We start from the raw sequence: 20,783 nt of genomic DNA on the forward strand, positions 1-20,783 counted from the left end.
CGGCCAAGACAGTGAACGGAATCAAGGAGTTGCGCGCTATATCGAGCAGCTCGACAAGCGTCCATGCGGGATATTGGCGACGTCATGCGCCATAAAAGAGCCTTTTATACATTAACCGACATAAAAACTGAAGGTTTTATAACTCAACTACTCTATCGAAGTGACCCAGCCATTGCCGAGCTGACGCATCTGCTGCTGGATCCAGTCGGCGCGTTGGCGCACATAATCCGTCGGCGGCTGTGCCACATACAACCAGGGGTTGGGCAAAATGGCCGCCAGGCGCGCCGACTGGTCCACCGTCAGGCGTTCAGCCGGGCGCTGATACCAATATTCACTGGCCGCTCCCACGCCATAGACACCTGGCGCAAACTCGACGATGTTCAGGTACAACTCCAGAATACGCCGCTTGCCCAGTATGCCCTCCAGCATCAGCGCCAGCGGCGCTTCCATGCCCTTGCGCACCCAGTCGCGGCCGGGCCAGAGGAAGAGATTCTTGGCTGTTTGCTGTGTCAGCGTGCTGGCACCTCTCAGCCCCTTGCCATCCATCGCCTCGGATACCGCCTGCTGCACGGCCTGAAGATCGATGCCGTTATGCAGCGGAAAGCGCTGATCCTCACTGGCGACCACCGCCAGCTGCATGCTGACCGGGATTTGCTCCAGATCGACCCACTGGTGGCTATACTCCTCTGGATAACCGGCCGGGCTGGTTAACTCGCGCCAGACCAGCCAGGACCAGACCGGCGGGTTGATCACCTTAAGGCCAAGCACAATCAGCGTCAGCAGCAGTACAGCGGCCAGCAGGCTGCGCCACAGCAGGCGCCAAAGCGGGCGTAGCAGATAACGGGACAGTTTGGATGGGGGACGACTGGCCAAAAGACCTCTGTAAATGATTCCAAAAGATTAAGGAAAGGTGCGGAACTCTCGCGCTAAGCTCCGGTCAGCTTGTAACTACTATGCCAAACTCTGATTACCACTGTCATGCTTGATACGCCCCGATACAGATTCACAGGATTGCTCAGTGCCCTCGCACTGGTCCTGCTGTTGCTGGCACCGGTACTGGTGTCGGCCGTGCCTGTATCAAATGATGTAGCAGTCGGCATGATGGCCCACGGGCATGACAATCAACATGGCGAAGACGGCAGCCTGTCTTGTTGGCAACAATGCCTGAACAGCTGCAGCAACCACTGCACACCGGTTTTAACCAGCTTGCCGCTGGCCCACCAGGCCAGCCATCGCCTTGGTCAGTCTCGGCCAAACCTCTACCAGCCCCTCTTCCCCTCGGGGCTGCACCGCCCTCCAAGAACCTGAACAGCTTTTAATTCCGCTGCCCATGACGGGCAGCCAAGGACTTTATTTGCTATTCAGGAGTACCTTCATGAGCAAGGACAACGTTTTGCGTGCGCCCTCACGGCGTCGCTTTGTCCAGGGACTGGCCCTGGGCGGTCTGGCCGCCGGACTGGGTTTGACTGCACGCCCGCTGCTGGCTGCCAAGGCACCATCAACGGGTAACGCGCCGGTACTGACCGGCACCACATTCGATCTCGACATTGGCCACCAACTGGTCAACTTCACCGGCAAGGAAAAACTGGCGACCACCGTTAACGGCTCCCTGCCGGCACCGATTTTGCGCTGGCGTGAAGGCGAGCGCGTACGCCTTAATGTCAGCAACCATCTGGACTCGGACTCATCCATTCACTGGCACGGCCTGATTCTGCCGTCCGAAATGGATGGTGTGCCGGGGCTGAGCTTTGACGGCATCGCCCCCGGTGAAACCTTCACTTACGAGTTTGATGTACAACAGAATGGCACCTACTGGTACCACAGCCATTCCGGTTTTCAGGAACAGACTGGTCTCTACGGTGCCATCATCATCGACCCCAAGGAGCCGGAGCCCTTCAGCTACGACCGCGAGCATGTTGTGCTGCTGTCGGACTGGAGCGATACGCCCCCGGAGCAGGTCTACGCCAACCTGAAAAAGATGAGCCACTACTACAACCGGCGTGAGCGCAATCTGACCGATGATCTCATTCCCGAGATCCGGAAAGATGGCCTGGGCACTACTCTCTCGCGTCGGCAGATGTGGGAAAAGATGCGCATGAGCGACCGCGACATCTCCGATGTCACCGGCTATACCTACACCTTTCTGATGAACGGCCAGACCCCGGCCAGTGGCTGGACCGGCCTGTTCACACCGGGCGAAAAGGTACGCCTGCGGGTGATCAACGCGGCTGCCATGACCTTCTTTGACCTGCGCATTCCCGGCCTGAAAATGACAGTGGTAGCCTGCGATGGCCAGTATGTGGAACCGGTCGACGTGGATGAATTCCGCATCGGCGTTGCCGAAACCCTAGATGTCATCGTGGAACCCCAGGCCCATCAGGCCTATGCCCTCTTCGCCCAGGCCATCGATCGCTCCGGCTATGCCTTCGGCCAGCTGACGCCAGACCCGTCACTGACCGCAACGCCGCCACCACTGGACCCGGCCCCCGAGCTGAGTCACATGGATATGGGGATGGATATGAGCGGCGCCGGCCATGCCGCTCAGAATCCGGGCCATGACGGGCATGCCATGCCGATGTCGAATGCGCATGATGGGCACACGATGCCCATGCCTGCAGCAGCCCCCATGAATCACGGCAGCATGAACCACGACAAAATGGAACACGGCAGCCCTGACGCAGACATGCACAAGGCTATGCATAAAAGCATGCATCAGGGCATGTCTCACACAGCAGGCAAGACCATGGAACCCGCCTACAAGGGTCATCCGCTCTCGGCCGGCATGCCGGTTCATGCCGACAGCGAGTACGGCCCTCATGTGGATATGCGTGCCGAAGCACCGCAATACCGTCTCGACGATCCGGGGGTTGGCCTGCGCAACAACGGTCGCAAGGTTTTGACCTATGCCGATCTGCGCAGCCTGCACCCCACGCCGGATACGCGCGAGCCCGGCCGCGAGATTGAACTGCATTTGACCGGCAATATGAGCCGCTACATGTGGTCAATCAACGGCATTCGCTACGCCGAAGCCGAGCCCATTCACCTGACATACGGCGAGCGCGTTCGCATCACTCTGGTGAATGACACCATGATGCCGCACCCGGTCCATCTCCATGGCATGTGGAGTGATCTGGAAACCGGCGATGCCACTCACCTGCCCCGCAAGCACACCCTGGTGGTGCAACCGGGTGCCCGGCTGAGCTACCTGGTCACTGCCGATGCCCGCGGCGAGTGGGCATTCCACTGCCATCTGCTCTATCACATGATGGGCATGTTCCGAAAAGTCGTGGTCAGCTAAGGAGAGAGACATGAACAAACTGAGATACCTGCCCCTGCTGGCCCTGTTGACCCCGACACTGTCACAGGCAGCCATGGACGATGACCCGGTGCTGGCCATGCTCAATGTAAAACAGCTTGAAGCCGCTTACAGCGAGGATGACACCCGCCTGCAATGGAATGTAGAAGGCTGGCTCGGCACCGATTTGCACAAACTGGTGCTGACCAGCGAAGGCGCGCGCCTGGATGGCCGCAGCGAAAGCCAGGAACTGCGCCTGTTTTATCGCCGCGCCATCAGCCCCTACTGGAACATGGAGCTGGGCTGGCATCATGAGCCTCTGGCCGAACAGCGTAATGATCGTGCCCTACTCGGTTTCAGCGGCACCGCCCCCTGGTTTATCGAAACCGAGGCGACCCTGCTGGCTGGCCCGGGCACTGACCTGAGTGCAGAGCTGAGTCTGGAACGCGAAGTCCGGCTATCCCGTCAGTGGGTACTGGCCCCCGAAGTCGGCCTGACAGCACACAATTTCAGCGATACCGCGGAACATCAGGGCAGCGGTCTGTCGGACCTGGATCTGGAATTGCGCCTGTTATGGGAAATACGTCCTGACGTTATGCCTTACATCGGTGTCACCTGGGAACGTAAACTGGGAGATACTGCTGATTTGGCCCGCGCGACAGGACATGACGTTGAGGAAACCCAGTGGCGACTGGGTATAAGTTTCTGGTTCTAACGGAGATCACAATGAAACACACAATAAAAAAAGCGGCTTTTACCCTTGGCTTACTGGCCCTGCCAATGGCAGCCAGCGCCCACAGCAATCATTGCGAGGACACTCAGCTGGGCGAGCAGATGAAGTCGCTGAAGGACAGTTTCAAGACCTATCGCCAGGCCCTGTCTGAAGAGGATTGGCAGCAAATGGCGGCAGCACGTGGGGACATGCAGGAACTCGCGGAAGCAGCCGCTGACGAGCGCCCACTCAAGTTGCATGATCTGCCTGCCGAGCAGCATCCGCAGATGATGCAGGATTATCAGCAAGGTCTGGACAGGCTGAATAACCTGTTTAACCAGCTGGCCGAGGCAGAACAGACGCAGGATGCTGATACCGCTACAGACCTGGTGGGCATGATCGGCAAGCACAGCAAGCAAAGCCATGAGTCCCTGCGCAAGGATTGCGACTAGACTCATTTGCCTGCCGCCGGCCTCAGGCCGAGCGGCAGGGTTTCAACCAGGCTTCAAGTTGACGGCCATCGAGGCGGTCATTGGCACCGGCATCCGGCTGCCATGCCTGAATAAAGTCATCACGGAACAGAAATCCCTGCACCGCATCCACGCCCAGATCACGGGCGCGGGAAAACTGCTGTTCGTTCTCCACGCCTTCCAGAATAACGGTTTTGCCACTGGCTCTGGCGAAGCTGATCAGGGCAGCAAAAAGCGCATCCGCATCCGGTCCAGTCAGCCGGCATAACCAGTCCCGCGCCAGTTTGACGTATTCGACACCGGCCAACAGATCAAAGGACACCAGACTGTCCTGCGCGCCCACATCATCCAGCGCCAGCGGAAGTCCCGCGCCGCCGAATGCCTGCTGCATGGCGATACTGACCTGCGCATCGGACACCGAGCTGTTTTCAATGATTTCCACCACTGTACCTGCACGGTGCTCCAGTAGCGCAACCATGGGATGCACTGGCTCGTTCAGAAACACTTCAAAGGCATCCTGATCGATATTGAGAAAGAGGTTTTCACTGTCCGGCGCATGCTGAAGCTGCAGCTGCTTGATGCGATATTCCATCTGGAACAGGCTCAAGGGGCTGTCATGCAAGGCACGAAACACCCGGTCGGGCGGCAGGCGCCCGCCGCCATGAACGCGAAAGCGCGCCAGGGCTTCATGGCCCAGTACACGTCGGTCAGTCGTCGAGACGATCGGCTGATACTCGACGCCAATTCCGATACCGCTCAGAAAATCCAGCAGGATCGCTGGTGAAATGTCATACATGCATAGCTCACTTAGTCTGCTGTCTTGTGCAGCAGTACGAGACGGATGCGGCGATCCCTGCCGAATTCAGGCACTGGAAACGGTTGCCTCCTGTAACAACTGGCGATACCAGACGTCCAGCATGCGCGGGTCAGCCTGGCTCACCTGAACGGTGGCAAACAGCGGTTGGGCACCGGCTTGCTGCATGCTGTGGGTCACATCCAGTCCAAAGGCGCAGAAGCGCGGATAGCTGCGATCTCCCAGCGCCAGAACAGCAAAGGGACGGTGTGCAAACGCTGCCGATACGCCCTCATCATCCCAGCCAATCCCGGTCTTGGGCGGATCACCATCACCGGTGGTACTCACCACCAGCAACAGCGCCTTATCCGGGGGCGAAACACTGGCAAGACGGTTAAGCGCTACCACTTCAGCACTGAAGCCGGCCTTGCGCAGGCGCTTGCGTGTTTCCTGTGCCAACTGGCGTGCGGTGCCGGTTTCGGTGCCATAGGCAATCCAGTAGTCCTGACGCCCAGCGGACTGAGTGTCATCAGAACGCGCCCGGCGCAGGCCACGCCAGAGCACCAGGGCGTAAGCCACCAGTGCCAGGGACGCAAGCCAACGCCGGTCGGTATCGACACTGCCGAGCTGCCAGACCAGCACGAGTGCCAGTCCCAGCAGCAACAGCAAGGTCTTTATGCCGATCTTCAAAGCGGCAGCACCTCAAGGGTGGCGGTGTAACCCAGGCGCTTGGTCGCGCCTTCGATTTCGGTGGAGGGCTGCTCACCTTTCAGGTTGAGCCAGTACATGCCCGGTTCCTCAAAGGTGACCTTGAGATTACCTTCGTCATCCGTGGTCAGTTTGATCTCGTCGACATCATCACGGTAACGGATACCGCCACGGATCAGCACGGCCTCCATGCCCTTGGCCGGCTGGCCGTCTGCCAGAAACCGGAAAGTCACTTCCTCGCCGATAAAGAGATCGTTCGGGTGGGTGACCGGCACCAGCTCAAGGCCGTCACCGGTGGGCTTGAAGGTCTCGTCACTGGGGGCGCCCTTGGTCACGAATACCTGCATGCGGTTATCCACTTCACTGATCTGCAGATCTTGTGCATCCTTGGGAATACGACGTTCCATCTTTTCAGCGCGGCCAAACCAGCGTTTGGGCTCACCATCCTGGGTGTAACGCGCAAAAATGCCCTGGCGGCGCGTTTCCAGGGTATAGGTGCCATCTTCCTTGAGTTCCACATCAAAGGTAGAGCGGTACTTGCCCTTGGCCTGGTTCTGCGCTTCCACCTCAGCCCCCGTGGGCGAGGTAATTTTCAGTCCGCCCAACTGCAGCGGGAAATGTTCGAAATAGAACAGGCTGTTGGACACGGCACCATCCACCGTCACCCAGGTATTCTCACCCGACAATACCGTTGCCGAAGGCAGCATCCAGGTACGGTGCGCCTGGGCATTCATGGCGGTTCCCAAACCCAGTGCCAGCAGGGCACAAGCGCTCAAACGTTTAATATTCATCATATTTCCTTATCGGTTGTCGGGATTCAGGGAGTCAGTTCCAGCGCGACACGACCCAGCTCGTGCTCACCCTGCTGTGTCTGTTTTTGCGCCGCTTCTGCAGGCCACTGGAAAGGCAGGCGCAGCAGTTCACGCCCGCCCAGCTCGCGCGCCGCCTCCACTACCAGGCGGTACTCGCCGGCAGGCAGATCAGCCAGTTTGGGATCATCCGCGGCAAACACCATTTCATGCGCACCCAACGGGCGGGTTGCGCTGGAAATGCCATCCACCGGCATCTCCAGCTGGCGGCCACTGCGACGCCACCAGAGGCGCAAATCCTTAAGCCATTTGGTGCCTTCGTTATCGCGCATCTCCAGGTCGTACCAGACCGCCAGATCCTGCTGATGACGCCCCTTGGCATTTTCAATCCACACCGCCACATAAGGGCGGTGATACTCCGCGATATCGATGGATGGCACCTCGATTTGAACCTTGAGTTCAGCCGCCATCGCCTGATTTGCCGCGACTGACAGCAGCGCCGCTGCTGTCACCTGTTTCCATTGCATACTCACTCCTTACCCGGACGGTTGAACATTGCCCCGCCCCGTTAATGCACCACCAGTAGCGCCAGCAATACCGGCAACAGCACTCCCAGTCCGGTTACCGGCCAGACCGACGCGCGTTCACGCGCATGCAGCCAAAGCACGGCCAGACCGGTCAGGCTGAAGACCAGACACACCAGCGCAAAAAAATCGATGAACAGACTCCATGCCTGACCGGCATCACGCCCCTTGTGCAGATCATTGAGATAGGCGATCCAGCCACGGTCGGTGGATTCGTACAGCAGGTCGCCGGTTTCCAGATCCACACTGAGCCAGGCATCACCGCCCGGACGTGGCAGCGACAGATACACCTCAAATTCAGACCATTCGGGCTCACGAGCCGGCAGGCTCACGTCATATTCGGATTCCAGCCAGTTGTGCAGCTCGGCTGGCAGTTCGGATTCATCAGCAGCGGCCTGCTGCAAGGGCGCCAGAAGCGCTTCAGGCAATACGGCTTCAACGGTTACAACCTCTTTTGAGGCAGGTATCTGCCCCGCATGGTTGAGGGTAAAACCGGTTACCGCGAACAACAGCATGCCAAAGAGCGCAAACGCCGAACTGATCCAGTGCCAGGTCATCAACCGGCGCATCCAGACGGCACGCTTCTGGCCCTGACCGGATGCCTTATTCACGTCACTTGCCTGCTCGCTCTGTCCCTGTATGTCCTGCATCTCGCCTTAGGTCCTGCCCCTGAAAAAGCGCACGAGAATAGAACAATTCTCACTTACACTCAATTAATGATAATGATTCGCAGTGATAATTTATGTAAAGTACTGGCCACAGACGGCGCTTCCAGAACCCGGCAAGTCCATCAAACACCTCGCCGTACGGCTTTTCATCTCCTTCACAGCCGTTGGGTAAAAGCCTGCATCAGGCCAAAAAAATGAAACCCTAACTTAAGATTAATACAAATGATAATAATTATTAATATTGATTTAATCTTAGCAAATCTTTAACCTTGCCTGCGATTTCAGGTGCGCTACCCCCATAGCGGCTCAACAAATACAAAGGAAAAGGAACTGAATTGTGAGGATCTCTCCCCAGCGCGTCGCGACATTTGCACTGACCAGTGCCATCGCTGCCACTCATGCACAGGCCAACACCGCCGTCGAACAGGATACTGTGGTTGTCAGCGCCGCCGGTATCGAGCAGAAATTGATTGATGCACCCGCTTCAATCACCGTGATCAGCCAGGAAGAGATTAACAAGAAACCTTACCTCACCCTGCTGGACGCAGTACGTGAAGTGGAAGGCGTAGATGTGGGTGAAACCACGGATAAAACCGGTCAGGGCGGCATCAGCATCCGTGGCATGGGCGCCGACTACACCCTGATCCTGATTGACGGCAAGCGCCAAAACAACATCGGTGACATCTACCCGAACAACTTTGGCGGTAACCAGTTCAACCACATTCCGCCCAAGGAAATGATTGAGCGTATCGAGATTATCCGTGGCCCAGCCTCGACCCTCTACGGCGCCGACGCCTTGGGTGGCGTAATCAACATCATCACCAAGAAAGTGGGCAATGAGTGGCATGGCTCCGTTTCCCACAGCCGCACCATCGAATCCAATGATGATTTCGGTAACGACCAGACCACCGACTTTGCCATCAGTGGCCCCATGGTTGAAGGCGTGCTGGGCCTGAATGTGCGCGGCAGTCTCTATGAGCGTGACGCTTCAACGCCGAGCTTTGATGACATTACCGACCCCAACGGTGACCTGGTACCCCGCTCGCTCGGCTACGGCTCTGGCGGCAAGACTGTGGATAACGAAAACCGCAATCTGGGTATGCGTCTGGACTTCAAGCCGGCGGACAACCAGCTACTGATGTTCGATATCGAAACCTCACAGCAGGAGTACGACAACGTACCGGTAGACGGCTCCAACCCGCTTGGTACCACCGACAGCATTAACCGCCTGCCCCGTGCCGGCTATGCGCTGGAGCAGGAGTTCAACCGCGATCAGATGTCCCTGACCCACGAGGGCACCTGGGGCTTTGGCCACAGCACTATCAGCCTGCATCACATTGAAACCAGCAACGATGGCCGTACCCTGCCACTGACGGCTACCGAGCGTCTGCTGTATGAAGAGATGGTTGCCAACGGTGCCAGCGATGACGAAATCGAAGCCACCTTCCTGCCGCGCCAGAGCCGCGTGCTGGAAACCCGCCAAACCACATTGGATGTGAAGTTCGACAGCCAGGTAGGTGATCACTGGCTGGTATACGGTGGTCAGTACGTGGACGCCGAAATGGAAGACGGCAGCTTCGGCATGAACGGTAGCGGTTTTGCCTCCGGCAGCGTGCAGGAGCACGAGCAGTGGTCCCTGTTCGCCGAGGACAACTGGTCCATCACCAACAGCCTGACCCTCACCGGTGGCCTGCGCTATGACGATCACAACATCTTCGGCGGCCATGTCAGCCCCCGTGCCTATGCCAACTGGGCGGTGTCGCCTGCCTGGACCCTGAAAGGTGGCGTCAGCACTGGTTACAAAGCGCCTCAGGCCAGCGATCTCTATGACGGCATTACCGGCTTTGGTGGCCAGGGCACACGTCCTTTCCACGGCACCCCGGATCTGGAGCCGGAAACCAGCGTAAACAGCGAACTGGCGGTGTACTACAGCCACCCCGATGGCCATAACTTCAACGCCACCCTGTTCTCCAACAAGTTCAAGGACAAGATTGAACGCGGCAACGGTATCTACCACTGCGATGACCCGGCGGCGGGCAGCAACTGTGCCGATCTGGCGTCTGAATGGAATGAGGTGCTGGGCGACGGTTATCAGTTCAGCCAGCTGGTTAACATCGACAGTGCCCAGATCGATGGTCTGGAACTGGCCGGTAAGCTGCAGCTGACCCCGACCCTGTACCTGCGTGCCAACTACACTTACACCGATGCCCGCATCACCAGCGGCGCCAACAAGGGCGACCCGCTGAGTGGCACCGCCAAGCATATGGCCAACGCAACGCTGAACTGGCAGGCAACGCCCAAGTTCAACACCTACCTGACAGCGGAAATGCGTTCCAAGCGCTTCACCAGCAGCCCGCGCGGCTGGAACAGCGATGTGGAATACCCGGAGTACTACAAGGACTACACCGTCTACCATCTGGGGGCCAGCTACGAAGTTACTCCTAACTTCAGGCTGAATGCCCGCATCAACAACCTGCTGGATGAAGACTTCACCAGCTACAAGACGGTATTCACAACCGAAGACGGTGGCGCCAGCTGGGATCCGAACTACATCGACGATTACAACGTCAAAGCCAAGTCCCGCAACTACTGGTTGTCTGCGACCTACAGCTTCTGATCATCACGTAACCCTCACGACAAGGCACCTTCGGGTGCCTTTTTTGTGTTTGAGTCGCGCTGTTAATCGTCAACCTGGCGTGCCTTGAGGCCGTGCTTGCGCAGCCGCCGTCGGCCCTGCTGCCGCGGGCATCGGAACTGAACCATCAACTTCGGGCGGATCACACTGAGTCAAACGACCGGCATATCTTCCGGACGCTCACGCAAGGCAGGAATCATCACCGGCATAACATTCAGGCGGAAATACAGATCCAGTCGAAACTGTTTTGCATTTTCCCGGAAGTTGCTGTCCGAAGCAGCAAAAAAGGATCTTCAGGCTATGATTAATGCTATGCCATGAATGTTACCAGGCTGCGCCACTTACTGATCTCAGGCGGCAGCCTCAAGGCATAGTCTGATGAACTGGATAGGCATCTCACATGCGACAGCTGTTTATGGCATTCGCGCTACTGCTTCCGTGTATGCTCACTCGGCCTGTGCTGGCCCAGGAGCCAATCACGGTTGTGCGCTATGCCATCGATAATCCCGACTTTATCAAGCGCTACGACTACCCCCTGACACTGCTGGAGATGGCTCTGGAGGCATCAGCACCTGCCTATGGCCCCTACCGCATCGAGCGCGCCAGCTTTTTGGCAAGCCAACAGCGTTTGCGGAATCTAGTAGAAGAAGGCGAGCATCTGGATATCACTTTTGGCATGTCCCGACCGGAAATCGAAGCCAGGATGCGGGTGGTGCCTTTCCCGCTGATGAAAGGTCTGCTGGGGTACAGGGTCATGCTGACACGGCCGGACCTGCGCCCTCAGCTCGAAGACGTACACAGCCTTGCCGACCTGAGCCACTTTGTCGCTGTTCAAGGCGATCAGTGGACAGATACGCGAATTTTGCAGGCCAACGGGTTACCGGTAGAAACCTCTTCAGACTATCCTGGCATGTTTCGGATGCTGCAGGCAGGCCGGGTCGATTACTTTCCGCGCAGCATTGCCGAGGTCTGGGCCGAACTTGAAGAATCCCTTACCCAAGGGCTGACCCTAAATCAAAAGGTCGTGCTGCGTTACCCAGGGCCGTACTATTTCTTCGTATCCCGCAACAACCCCGAACTGGCCGAACGCCTCCATTCCGGCTTGATGACACTGCACCACTCGGGTCAATTCGAGGCGTTTTTCCGCTCCCGTATGGAAACCCGCAGTGCCTTGGCATTCCTTGAATCACAGGAGTACAGGCTGCTGGATCTGGCCACGCCCTTTGAGCTGCCTTCGCTGGAGCAAATACCCGATTCGCTGTGGCTGTCACCAGAGCATATGGAACAGTGACACCTTCATTCGGCTTCGATTAAAGACCGCCCCAGTATGGTTAAACCAAAGCGCTGACCATCCATTTTTGCGATGCCGGGCAACAGCCCCCAGATGGTGTAACCGGCCTTTTCAAACAGGCGCAAACTGGGCGTGTTGTGCGAGAAGATATAGGCAGTCAGGTGCGTGATACCCAATGTCTCGGCCTGCGCCAACACATGCGCCAGCAACCGATGCCCCAAGCCTTTGCCCTGTGCATCCGGGTGCAGGTAGAGGCTTACCTCGACCGTTTGCTCGTAGGCAGGACGACCGTAGAACGGCTCCACACTGACCCAACCTGCTACGCCGCCATCAACCTCAGCCACCCATATCGGCCGCTGTTCGGTATGTCGCTCAAACCATTCCCGTCGTTGTTCCACACTGACCGGCTCAGTGTCAGCAGTGGCCAGACGGCCGGGGATGGAGGCATTGTAGATATCCACAATGGCAGGCAGATCCGCAGCCTGTGCCCGACGAATTTCAAGCACTTCAGCCATCATAGTGTGATCACACCTATGGCCTGCAGGAAGATCACCATGATTACCACCGGCACCAGGAAGCGGATCAGCACCAGCCAAAGACGATAGGCTGCACTGTCGCCGCCCAGTTCTTCAGCGGTGGCTTCCGGTTTCATTACCCAGGCGGTAAACAGTGCCATCAGCAGGCCGCCCAGCGGCAACATCCAGCCCGAGATCAGATAATCCAGCGACTCGAAGAAGGTCTTGCCTGCCAGTGTCCAGTCGGCACCAATATTGAACGAAAACACGGTGCCCAGACTCAGCAACCAGATACCACTGCCGCCCAGTACACTCGCCTTGAAACGGGACATCAGGCGTTTTTCCGTCAGCCAGGCGATGGCTGGCTCAATCAGTGAGAACGCCGACGTCAAAGCCGCGACCGAGAGCATCAGGAAGAACAAAGTGCCAAAAAGCGTACCCAGCGGCATCTGGCCAAAGGCGATGGGCAGGGTGACAAAGATCAGACCAGGGCCGCCACCTGGCTCCAGACCATAGGCAAAGACGATGGGGAAGATCGCCAGACCCGCCAGCAAGGCGGCGGCCGTATCCAGAATGGCTACCAGAATGGATGTACGGGCGATGGAGACCTGAGGCGACAGGTAGGAGCCATAGATCATCATGGCGCCGCCACCGATGCTCAGGGTGAAAAAGGCGTGGCCCAGCGCTATCAGCACACCCGAGGCGGTGAGCTTCTCAAAGTCGGGCTTGAACATGAACTCGACCGCTTCGCCAAAATGCCCCGTGGTGCTGGCGTACCCCACCAGAATCAGCAGGAACACAAACAGCAGCGGCATCAACAGGTTGGCGGCCTTTTCCAGCCCCTTGCGGACACCACGCCCGACAATGCCCAAGGTCAGCAGCAGTACCAGCGTACTCCAGCCGATCAGCGGCAGCGGCTGCTGCAGGTGGCTATCAAACATCTGGCCCACCTCTTGTGGCTGCAGGCCGACAAAGGTACCGGTGGCAGTAATCGGAATATAGGCCAGCGCCCAGCCGGCGACCACCACATAGAAACTGAGCAGCAGGAAACCGGTGACCACGCCCAGGCGGCCCACGTTTTTCCACGCCGGTTTGGCACCGGCCTCACGGGCCAGACTGGCCATGGAGTTAACGGGGTTCTGTTGCCCGCGCCGGCCGATCAATACTTCGGCCATCAACATGGGCACGCCCAGCAGGGCGATACAGAACAGATAAACAAGTACAAAGGCACCGCCGCCGTTTTCACCGGCGACGTAGGGAAACTTCCAAATGTTGCCCAGGCCAACAGCTGCACCTGCAGCTGCGAGAATAAAGGAGATGCGGGTCGACCACTGCTGCGCAGGGGCGCGCGAGGTCGAGGCATTGGCTGAATTACTCATGATTTACACCTGGTTGAACAGGCGCCTATCCTGCCATATTCAGGCCGTTTTTGCTGCCCTTGAACCCCGCCTTAACTGCTCCCTTTCAACTGGTCCAGATAGTTGAGCCAGTTTTGCGCCTGCGCCCGGGTGGATTCATGCTGGCTGGCTTTAACAAAGCTTGAGCGCGCCTGATCAAAGTGGGAACGGTTCAGGTCGGCAATGCCACTGAGCAGATACAGATCCACCGCGTCCGGCTTCAATGCGACCGCCTGATCGATACTGCGCTTCATCTCATCCCAGTGCTGCAGCTGCATGTCCAGATAGGCCAACTGACGCCAGGTCTTGTACTCCGGCTTGCGCTGAGCGATACGCTCCAGGGTGGCACGTCCTTTATTGTAGAGTTTGGCGTGCAACTGGGTCTGCGCCAGCAGGCGTTCATGCTTGAGGGTACGCTTGATCTGCTGCCGGCTCATTGACTCTTCCAGCAGCTCGGCGGCCCGTTGCGGCAGTCCCTGCTGCATCAGCATCTGCGCCAGCCAGATATACTGGCTTTCCTTGTTGAACTTGCCACCGATCCAGGCTGCTCTCAGCGTCGCAAGAGCATCGCGGTGGTGATCACGGATCTGATACACACTGGCCAACTGCTCCCAGTAGCGGTCACGCTGTGGATAACGGTTTACCAGCAGCTCCAGTACCGCGGTTGCCCCCTTCCACTGCTTGAGCTGAAAATGTGCCGCCAACTGCAAGCGGTACCAGTCTTCTGGAGCCCGGCCTTTCATGCGAATGGCCGCTTTAACCGGCTTGACCACGCGGGACCACTGATCCAGCTGGGAGTAGCCCTGCGCCAGCATCAGGTAGTCTTCTGCACGCACCTTTTCGTTGGCCGTTCCCTGTGTACGCACCTGCTCCATCCAGCGTGCCATGGCATCCACACCCTTGCGCCACTGCTCTTCATTCATGTGCAGCTGCGCCAGGGTATGCAACAGACGACGCTGGTCTGCCGCCGGCAGCGACTTGAGCTCATAAGCTTGGGCGAAGTATTTGAGGGCCGTCGCATGCTGCTGCCTGACCAGTGCCAGATTGCCGCGGAACTGCAGTACATAAGCTCTGGCCGGCTTCCCAAGATCTTCCTGCATCAGCGCCTTGAGCACCTGTTCGGCCTGTGGATAGTTTTCCTCGGCCATGGCCTGCTGCGCCGCATTCAGCTGCATCAGCACACCCGGCGGCAAGGTCAGCGTTTCAGCGGATACGGCTGTGCTGAACACAAGCCACAGGACCAGCCCTCGCATGATCGACTTCATTGTCATTACTCCAGCTTGAATTCCAGCCGCTGACGGGTGCGGAAGGGCACGGCTGCGCCATTCTCGGTCAGCGGGTTAAAACGCCAGCGCAGCAGGGCGCGCTCCACGGCCCGGTCAAACATGCCCGGCGGGTCGGCTTCGACAATTTTGAAAGAGTCGGGAATCACCCGCCCTTTCGTATCCACGGTAAATTCAGCCACCACATGGCCCTGGATACGTCGGGTCAGCGCACGCCTTGGATACTGGGGATTCATGCGCGAAACCGGCGTGGCATTGGCATGCATTTTTATACCCGGCGAAGGCAGCGGGGCCGGGGATGGCGCGGGCGCCACCGCCGAGACCGAGGATAGATCAACCGAAGCGTTGATCTGCATGCCAATCTCCAGCGCCGGCGTTTGCATGTTCAGCGCCACCGAAGGTGTGTTGATATTCACCGGCTGAGACATGTCCGGCGGCGTCGGTGCCGGTGGCTGCTCAGGCTGCAGCTCCGGGGGCGGCAGCGCTTCACGCTCACGCACCTGGACATCCGAATCCAGCTTGAGCCGGTGCAGATTGACCGAGGTATAGTCCTGCGTCTCAGGCGGTTCAGAGCGCCCCACCCCGGCCAAATGTGCCATCAGCAAAAACAGCAGCAGACTGACCAGCAGCGATGCCGGCAGAAACAGCACGGCGCGCATCAGCCTGCTCCTTCACGCGTGGCCACGGCCACCTGTTCCACACCGGACATTTTTACCTGGTCCATCACTTCGACCAGCAGACCCGTCTTGGCATCCTTGTCCGCCTGAATCATCACGCCCAGATCCGGCTGCTCCACTTTGAGCCGCTCCAGCGTGGGCCGGATCATGCGCACATCCACCGGCTGACGATCCAGCCAGACCTCATCGGTGGCGGTAATCGCCAGCATCACGCCCTGGTTTTCCTTCACCTCGGCGGTGGACGAAACGGGACGTTCGATCTCGACACCGGCTTCGCGCACAAAGCTGGTGGAGACAATAAAGAAGATCAGCATGATGAACACGATGTCGAGCATCGGTGTCATGTCGATCTCGGCATCATTTTCCAATGTGTCCAGATTGAGTCTTTGCCTCATCCTCTGGCTCCCGTGATATCCAATCGTGTACGTTGCAGCTGGCTCCAGCGGGCCAGACGGTTCCAGATCAACAGCCCGCTGACCGCCATCACCATGCCTGCCAGCGTGGGCAAGGTGGCACGGGCGACACCGGCCGCCATCAGACGCGGGTTACCGGTGCCGTTCAGGGCCAGGGTGTCGAACAGGTGAATCATGCCAGTGACCGTGCCCAGCAGACCGATCAGTGGGCAGAGTGCGATCAGCGTGCGAATCAGGGGCAGTGCCGACTGCAGGTCCAGCAGCAGATCGGCTCGGCTGAGACGACGATGCCCTCCGACCGGCAGGTCACGGTAACGGCGAATGCGGCGCGGGAAGTCGACCCAGCGAAACCAGAGTCGCTCCAGCAACAGCATCCACAGCACCAGGCTGACCAGCAACAGCGCCCAAAGTACCGGCCCCCCGGCATTGAAGAAGCCGGTCAGGGCCGCTTCAAACTGGGCCAGATCAGGCAGCATGACGGGCCTCTTCCGCATCACTGAGCTGTTCGCGCTGCAGCGCCAGCAGTGCCAGACCCTTCTGTTGCAGCAGCTGCAGCAGACGACGGCTGCGTGCTGCCAGCAGGCTATGACAGAACAGCAACGGAATGGCGACGCAAAGTCCCAGCACGGTGGTCATCAGTGCCTGGGAAATGCCACCGGCCATCAGCTTGGGATCGCCGGTGCCGAACAGGGTGATGCTCTGGAAGGTGCCGATCATGCCGGTCACCGTACCCAACAGACCCAGCAGCGGAGCCACGGCCGCCACCAGTTTCAGCAGGGTCAGGCCTCGCTCCAGCAGCGGTGCTTCCTTGAGCAGGGCTTCATCCACACGCAGTTCGGTTTCGTCGGTGGTGCGCCCGGCACGGCCCGCCGCCATGACACGCCCCAGAGGGTTGTTGTCACTGGCCTGATCCGCATTGCGCAGCTGGGCGCGCACGCTGAATTCCATTTTCAGGGTGGTCAGCAACTTCCACAGGGCTACTAACAGGCCGATGCCACCCAGGCTGAGGATGATGTAGCCCACCAGGCCGCCCTGGGCGATGCGCTCTTTCAGATTCGGGGTTTGTGCCAACAGGGCCAGCAGGTTGCCACGACTGGGGTCCACCACCAGACTGTCGCTCTGACCGGCAGCAAACTCACGCGCCTGGCTTACCACCGCGCTTGAGGGCTGGACCGGCAGCACCTGCAGGCTGCCATCTACATAGTTGAGATACTGCCCCTCGGTGGTCAGCGCCGTGAAAGGCCCTACGCGCACGACCTCGGACTCGGCGCGTACACCATCCGCCTGCACCACCGGCGCCTGGAAGCGCGTGACCTGACCGGTCGCGGTCATCTCCTGCTGCAGCAGGAACCACAGCCCTTCCAGCTCTGCCAGGGTCGGAATACGTTTTTTATCGGCAAAGGCCAGCAATTCAGAACGATCGGCAAACTCAGCCGAGATCAGGGAGTCGTCCACCAGCCCATGCAATTCCTGAGCTTGCTGTTTGACGACACCGAACACCTCACCCAGCTGCCCACTGCGCACGCGCAGGGCTTCACCCTGTTCGGTCAGGGCATCCTCGTTGCTCTGAAATTCGCTTTTGAGTTCTTCCTGACGCGCTTCAGCGGCAGCCAAACGCGCCTGCGCTTCCTGTAAAAGAGCTTCCTGACGGGCATGATCAGAACGAAATTCCGCCAGACGGGCTGCATCGACCTGCTCATCAGAAGCGGCCTGAGAGCGAACCTGTTGCAGCAATTCCTGCAGTTCGTTGGCCTGCACCGGCAGCCCCACAACAACCAGCGCCAGTGTCAGTGTACGTAGCAGCGCCTTCATGATGCACCTCCGGTCAGGGCAACCGGCAGTTCAAGCAGCTCCGGTACCGATTGTTGACGTGCCATGTTAATGCCTTTGCGAATCGGCCAGTCATAGTCCGCGGCCAGGCTTTCCCATCGGCGCTCATCGGCGTTCCAGCGCCCGCTCTGTTCGCCATCCAGGCTCTGGTAGTACAAGCCCACACGGCCCAGACGCAGGAAGGTCACCTCACGGCGATTGCCATCCTGCTGCAGCGAGCCGGTCCAGGCTTCCAGCGTGCGGCCATACTCGGCTTCGATCTGATAAGCCTCCAGGATCTGGCGATATTTCTCCGCCAGGCTGACATCGGCACGGTCCATCAGGCGTGCCAAGCGGGCCACGCGTTGTTCTCGCTCCTCCACCAGGAACGGCAGGTCGCGGCTGACAAATTCACCCAGCATCTGCTGCATGCGCACCAGCAACGGTAAGGTTGCCTGCTCGGTCTCGGCCAAAGAGGTGAGCTGAGACTCGATATCATCCAGTTCACGGGTTTGATCTTCGATCATCCGCGCCAACTGGCGGTTATAGGCTTCCACCAACTCGGCCTGACGCAGGGCAGCGGTGTAAACGTCGTAGTTCTCGCGGGTTTGCTGATCCAGCTGGTCGATATTGCGCTGTACCTGCGCACCCTGCTTGTGCGCCTGTTCCAGTGCTTGCTGATTCTGTTCCAGCGTATTGGCAAAGGCCGCTACGGGGATGAGCAGCGGCACAGCGAGTCTGGCCACTTTGAAGGGTATCCGGTCCATGAATGATCCGTTAGACTAAGCATAATGATAACGATTTGCATTATTCATCATATAACGAACACATGCAAACCCAATGATCAGATCAGGAGACGGCACCCGGAGGTGCCACTTCAGAATTATTCGCCCAGAAAACCGCCACTCTGGTGCTGCCACAGACGGGCATAACGTCCGCCCTTTGCCAGCAATTCCTTGTGACTGCCCTGCTCCACGACCTGCCCCTGGTCCATTACGATGAGACGGTCCATGGCGGCGATGGTGGACAGGCGGTGCGCGATGGCAATTACGGTTTTACCCTCCATCAGCACCGAGAGGTTTTCCTGAATGGCGACTTCCGATTCGGAATCCAGCGCCGACGTTGCTTCATCCAGCACCAGAATGGGCGCATTTTTCAGCAGCACCCGGGCAATGGCGATGCGCTGACGCTGGCCACCGGAAAGTTTGACACCGCGCTCGCCCACCTGGGCGTCATAGCCCTTGCGGCCCGCAGCATCGTGCAAGCCGGGGATAAATGCATCCGCATGTGCCATGCGTGCGGCGGTCCGCATTTCGTCATCGCTGGCATCAGGCCGGCCATACAGGAGGTTCTCCCGTATTGAGCGATGCAGCAGCGAGGTGTCCTGACTGACCACACCAATGGCTGCTCGGAGACTTTCCTGGGTAACATCGGCAACCGACTGACCGTCGATGCGGATCTCCCCCCTATCCAGGTCGTACAGCCGTAACAGCAGACTGATCAGCGTCGATTTGCCGGCCCCGGAACTGCCCACAATGCCGACCTTTTCACCGGCCCGAATCTGCAGCGACAGGCCTTCAATGACCAGCCGGTCCGGGTCATAGCCGAAATCGATGGCGTTGAAATCAATCGCACCCTGTTTCACTTCCAGCGCAGTCGCATCCGGCTTATCCACAAGCGCCTGGGGCCGCGCCAGCATGCCCTGACCATCCTGCACCGTACCGATATTGCGGAACAGGTTGGCGATTTCCCACATGATGAACTGTGACAGGCTCTTCAGGCGCAGCGTCAGCGAAACCGCGATAGTAATCGCCCCGGCGGTCACACTGCCCTCTTGCCACAACAGAATCGACAGTGCCGCGGTGGCAAAGATCAGCAAGGCATTGAGCAACCACAGAGTGATGTTCAAACCGGTAATACGGCGCATCAGTGGATACACTGCATCGAGAAAACCCTGCATGCTGCGGCGGGCATACTCATGCTCACGCTCGGAGTGGGCAAACAGTTTGAGGGTGTGGAAGTTGGTATAGCTGTCCACAATGCGGCCGGTCATTTCGGACTGGGCATCCGCCTGCAAACTGGCATGATGTTTCAGTTTGGGGACCTGCACACACAGCAGAAACAGGTAGCACAGTGCCCACACACCCAATGGCAGGGACAAGCGCCAGTCGGCCGACATGATCAATACCGCCATGCCCGACAGATAGACCACCACGTAGAGCAGCACATCCAGCAGCTTCATCACCGTTTCACGCAGGGATTCCGAGGTCTGCATCACCTTGGTAGCCAGCCGCCCGGCAAACTCGTTCTGATAGAAGTGATGGCTTTGTCCCAGCAGGTAACGGTGCGCATGCCAGCGGATCGCCGCACTCATATTGACGAACAGGGACTGGTGAAACAGCATCGAGTGCGCCACCACCGCCAGCGGCATCACCACCAGCACCAGCAGTGTCATGCCCCAGAGCTTCAGACCTTCCTGCTCGAACAGCGCTTCAGGCTCGCGACTGCTGAGCCAGTCCACCAGGTTGCCCAGAAAGCCGAACAACGCCACTTCGATCAAGGCCACAATCAGGGTCATGACCCCCAGCATCAGCAGCGCCTTTTCATAGCCTCGGCAGTAGAAACGAAAGAACGCCAGCGCGCCGGTGGGCGGCTGTTCGGCCGGACGGTCAGGCAACGGCTGGGTCAGCCGCTCAAAGAAGGTAAACATGCAGATCGATCTCC

The 20,783-nt window shown here is 58.7% G+C and carries 21 protein-coding genes; 6 read left to right on the forward strand and 15 right to left on the reverse strand.

Annotated features, from left to right (window positions below; genetic code table 11):
• Window positions 1–147: 147 nt before the first annotated feature.
• Window positions 148–873 carry a monofunctional biosynthetic peptidoglycan transglycosylase gene (mtgA, locus tag O3C79_RS17235; RefSeq protein ID WP_494384093.1) on the reverse strand — a complete coding sequence of 242 codons (726 nt, stop codon included), beginning with the start codon at window positions 871–873 and terminating at the stop codon, window positions 148–150.
• A 138-nt stretch (window positions 874–1,011) separates the two neighbouring features.
• Here mtgA and O3C79_RS17240 point away from each other — a divergent pair, with 138 nt between their 5' ends.
• The 4 genes from O3C79_RS17240 to O3C79_RS17255 all read left to right on the forward strand — a co-directional run bounded on the left by O3C79_RS17240 (window position 1,012) and on the right by O3C79_RS17255 (window position 4,459).
• Window positions 1,012–1,308: a hypothetical protein gene (locus tag O3C79_RS17240; RefSeq protein ID WP_010325081.1), complete on the forward strand. Its 297-nt coding sequence runs from the start codon at window positions 1,012–1,014 to the stop codon at window positions 1,306–1,308.
• 67 nt (window positions 1,309–1,375) lie between these two features.
• Window positions 1,376–3,298: a copper resistance system multicopper oxidase gene (locus tag O3C79_RS17245; RefSeq protein WP_494384094.1), complete on the forward strand. Its 1,923-nt coding sequence runs from the start codon at window positions 1,376–1,378 to the stop codon at window positions 3,296–3,298.
• Between the two features lie 10 nt (window positions 3,299–3,308).
• Window positions 3,309–4,010 (forward strand): copper resistance protein B, encoded by a 702-nt coding sequence (locus tag O3C79_RS17250; protein WP_494384095.1) that lies wholly within the window; start codon window positions 3,309–3,311, stop codon window positions 4,008–4,010.
• An 11-nt stretch (window positions 4,011–4,021) separates the two neighbouring features.
• A complete protein-coding gene (locus O3C79_RS17255) occupies window positions 4,022–4,459 on the forward strand; it encodes a cytochrome b562 (protein WP_076461065.1) in 438 nt (145 codons plus the stop codon).
• A 22-nt stretch (window positions 4,460–4,481) separates the two neighbouring features.
• Here O3C79_RS17255 and O3C79_RS17260 read toward each other — a convergent pair whose 3' ends face one another.
• The 5 genes from O3C79_RS17260 to O3C79_RS17280 all read right to left on the reverse strand — a co-directional run bounded on the left by O3C79_RS17260 (window position 4,482) and on the right by O3C79_RS17280 (window position 8,021).
• Window positions 4,482–5,273 (reverse strand): EAL domain-containing protein, encoded by a 792-nt coding sequence (locus O3C79_RS17260; protein ID WP_494384096.1) that lies wholly within the window; start codon window positions 5,271–5,273, stop codon window positions 4,482–4,484.
• 66 nt (window positions 5,274–5,339) lie between these two features.
• Window positions 5,340–5,960, reverse strand: a complete 621-nt coding sequence (locus O3C79_RS17265) for a flavodoxin domain-containing protein (protein ID WP_494384097.1) — start codon at window positions 5,958–5,960, stop codon at window positions 5,340–5,342.
• The gene (locus tag O3C79_RS17270; RefSeq protein ID WP_494384098.1) at window positions 5,957–6,769 is read right to left on the reverse strand and encodes a DUF4198 domain-containing protein; all 813 of its coding nucleotides are present in this window, start codon (window positions 6,767–6,769) and stop codon (window positions 5,957–5,959) included. The genes O3C79_RS17265 and O3C79_RS17270 overlap by 4 nt, the downstream gene beginning before the upstream one ends.
• A gap of 26 nt (window positions 6,770–6,795) precedes the next feature.
• A complete protein-coding gene (locus O3C79_RS17275; protein ID WP_494384099.1) occupies window positions 6,796–7,314 on the reverse strand; it encodes a DUF2271 domain-containing protein in 519 nt (172 codons plus the stop codon).
• A gap of 41 nt (window positions 7,315–7,355) precedes the next feature.
• Complete coding sequence (locus O3C79_RS17280; RefSeq protein WP_494384100.1) at window positions 7,356–8,021, reverse strand: PepSY-associated TM helix domain-containing protein; 666 nt, start codon at window positions 8,019–8,021, stop codon at window positions 7,356–7,358.
• Between the two features lie 355 nt (window positions 8,022–8,376).
• On the opposite strand from O3C79_RS17280, the gene O3C79_RS17285 reads away from it, so the two are divergent.
• Complete coding sequence (locus O3C79_RS17285; protein WP_494384101.1) at window positions 8,377–10,656, forward strand: TonB-dependent receptor domain-containing protein; 2,280 nt, start codon at window positions 8,377–8,379, stop codon at window positions 10,654–10,656.
• A 418-nt stretch (window positions 10,657–11,074) separates the two neighbouring features.
• Window positions 11,075–11,965 (forward strand): hypothetical protein, encoded by an 891-nt coding sequence (locus O3C79_RS17290; protein ID WP_494384102.1) that lies wholly within the window; start codon window positions 11,075–11,077, stop codon window positions 11,963–11,965.
• Window positions 11,966–11,970: 5 nt separating this feature from the next.
• Here the strand turns inward: O3C79_RS17290 and O3C79_RS17295 are convergent, their stop codons facing one another.
• The 9 genes from O3C79_RS17295 to O3C79_RS17335 form a co-directional block, all read right to left on the reverse strand.
• Complete coding sequence (locus O3C79_RS17295; RefSeq protein WP_494384103.1) at window positions 11,971–12,483, reverse strand: GNAT family N-acetyltransferase; 513 nt, start codon at window positions 12,481–12,483, stop codon at window positions 11,971–11,973.
• Window positions 12,480–13,859, reverse strand: coding sequence for a sodium-dependent transporter (locus O3C79_RS17300; protein ID WP_494384104.1), 1,380 nt, complete (start codon window positions 13,857–13,859; stop codon window positions 12,480–12,482). Before O3C79_RS17300 ends, O3C79_RS17295 begins: the two co-directional genes overlap by 4 nt.
• 71 nt (window positions 13,860–13,930) lie before the next feature.
• The gene (locus O3C79_RS17305) at window positions 13,931–15,142 is read right to left on the reverse strand and encodes a tetratricopeptide repeat protein (RefSeq protein ID WP_494384105.1); all 1,212 of its coding nucleotides are present in this window, start codon (window positions 15,140–15,142) and stop codon (window positions 13,931–13,933) included.
• 5 nt (window positions 15,143–15,147) lie between these two features.
• Entirely contained in the window at window positions 15,148–15,819 is a 672-nt protein-coding gene (locus O3C79_RS17310; protein ID WP_494384106.1) for an energy transducer TonB, read from the reverse strand.
• Window positions 15,819–16,232 carry an ExbD/TolR family protein gene (locus O3C79_RS17315; protein WP_010325066.1) on the reverse strand — a complete coding sequence of 138 codons (414 nt, stop codon included), beginning with the start codon at window positions 16,230–16,232 and terminating at the stop codon, window positions 15,819–15,821. The genes O3C79_RS17310 and O3C79_RS17315 overlap by 1 nt, the downstream gene beginning before the upstream one ends.
• Window positions 16,229–16,726, reverse strand: coding sequence for a MotA/TolQ/ExbB proton channel family protein (locus tag O3C79_RS17320; protein WP_494384107.1), 498 nt, complete (start codon window positions 16,724–16,726; stop codon window positions 16,229–16,231). The genes O3C79_RS17315 and O3C79_RS17320 overlap by 4 nt, the downstream gene beginning before the upstream one ends.
• Window positions 16,716–18,062, reverse strand: a complete 1,347-nt coding sequence (locus O3C79_RS17325) for a MotA/TolQ/ExbB proton channel family protein (protein ID WP_494384108.1) — start codon at window positions 18,060–18,062, stop codon at window positions 16,716–16,718. The genes O3C79_RS17320 and O3C79_RS17325 overlap by 11 nt, the downstream gene beginning before the upstream one ends.
• A complete protein-coding gene (locus O3C79_RS17330) occupies window positions 18,059–18,826 on the reverse strand; it encodes a DUF3450 domain-containing protein (protein ID WP_494384109.1) in 768 nt (255 codons plus the stop codon). The genes O3C79_RS17325 and O3C79_RS17330 overlap by 4 nt, the downstream gene beginning before the upstream one ends.
• Before the next feature lie 116 nt (window positions 18,827–18,942).
• A complete protein-coding gene (locus O3C79_RS17335) occupies window positions 18,943–20,769 on the reverse strand; it encodes an ABC transporter ATP-binding protein (RefSeq protein WP_494384110.1) in 1,827 nt (608 codons plus the stop codon).
• Window positions 20,770–20,783: the final 14 nt, after the last annotated feature.

It is taken from the genome of Marinobacterium sp. NO-S09, assembly GCF_059179545.1.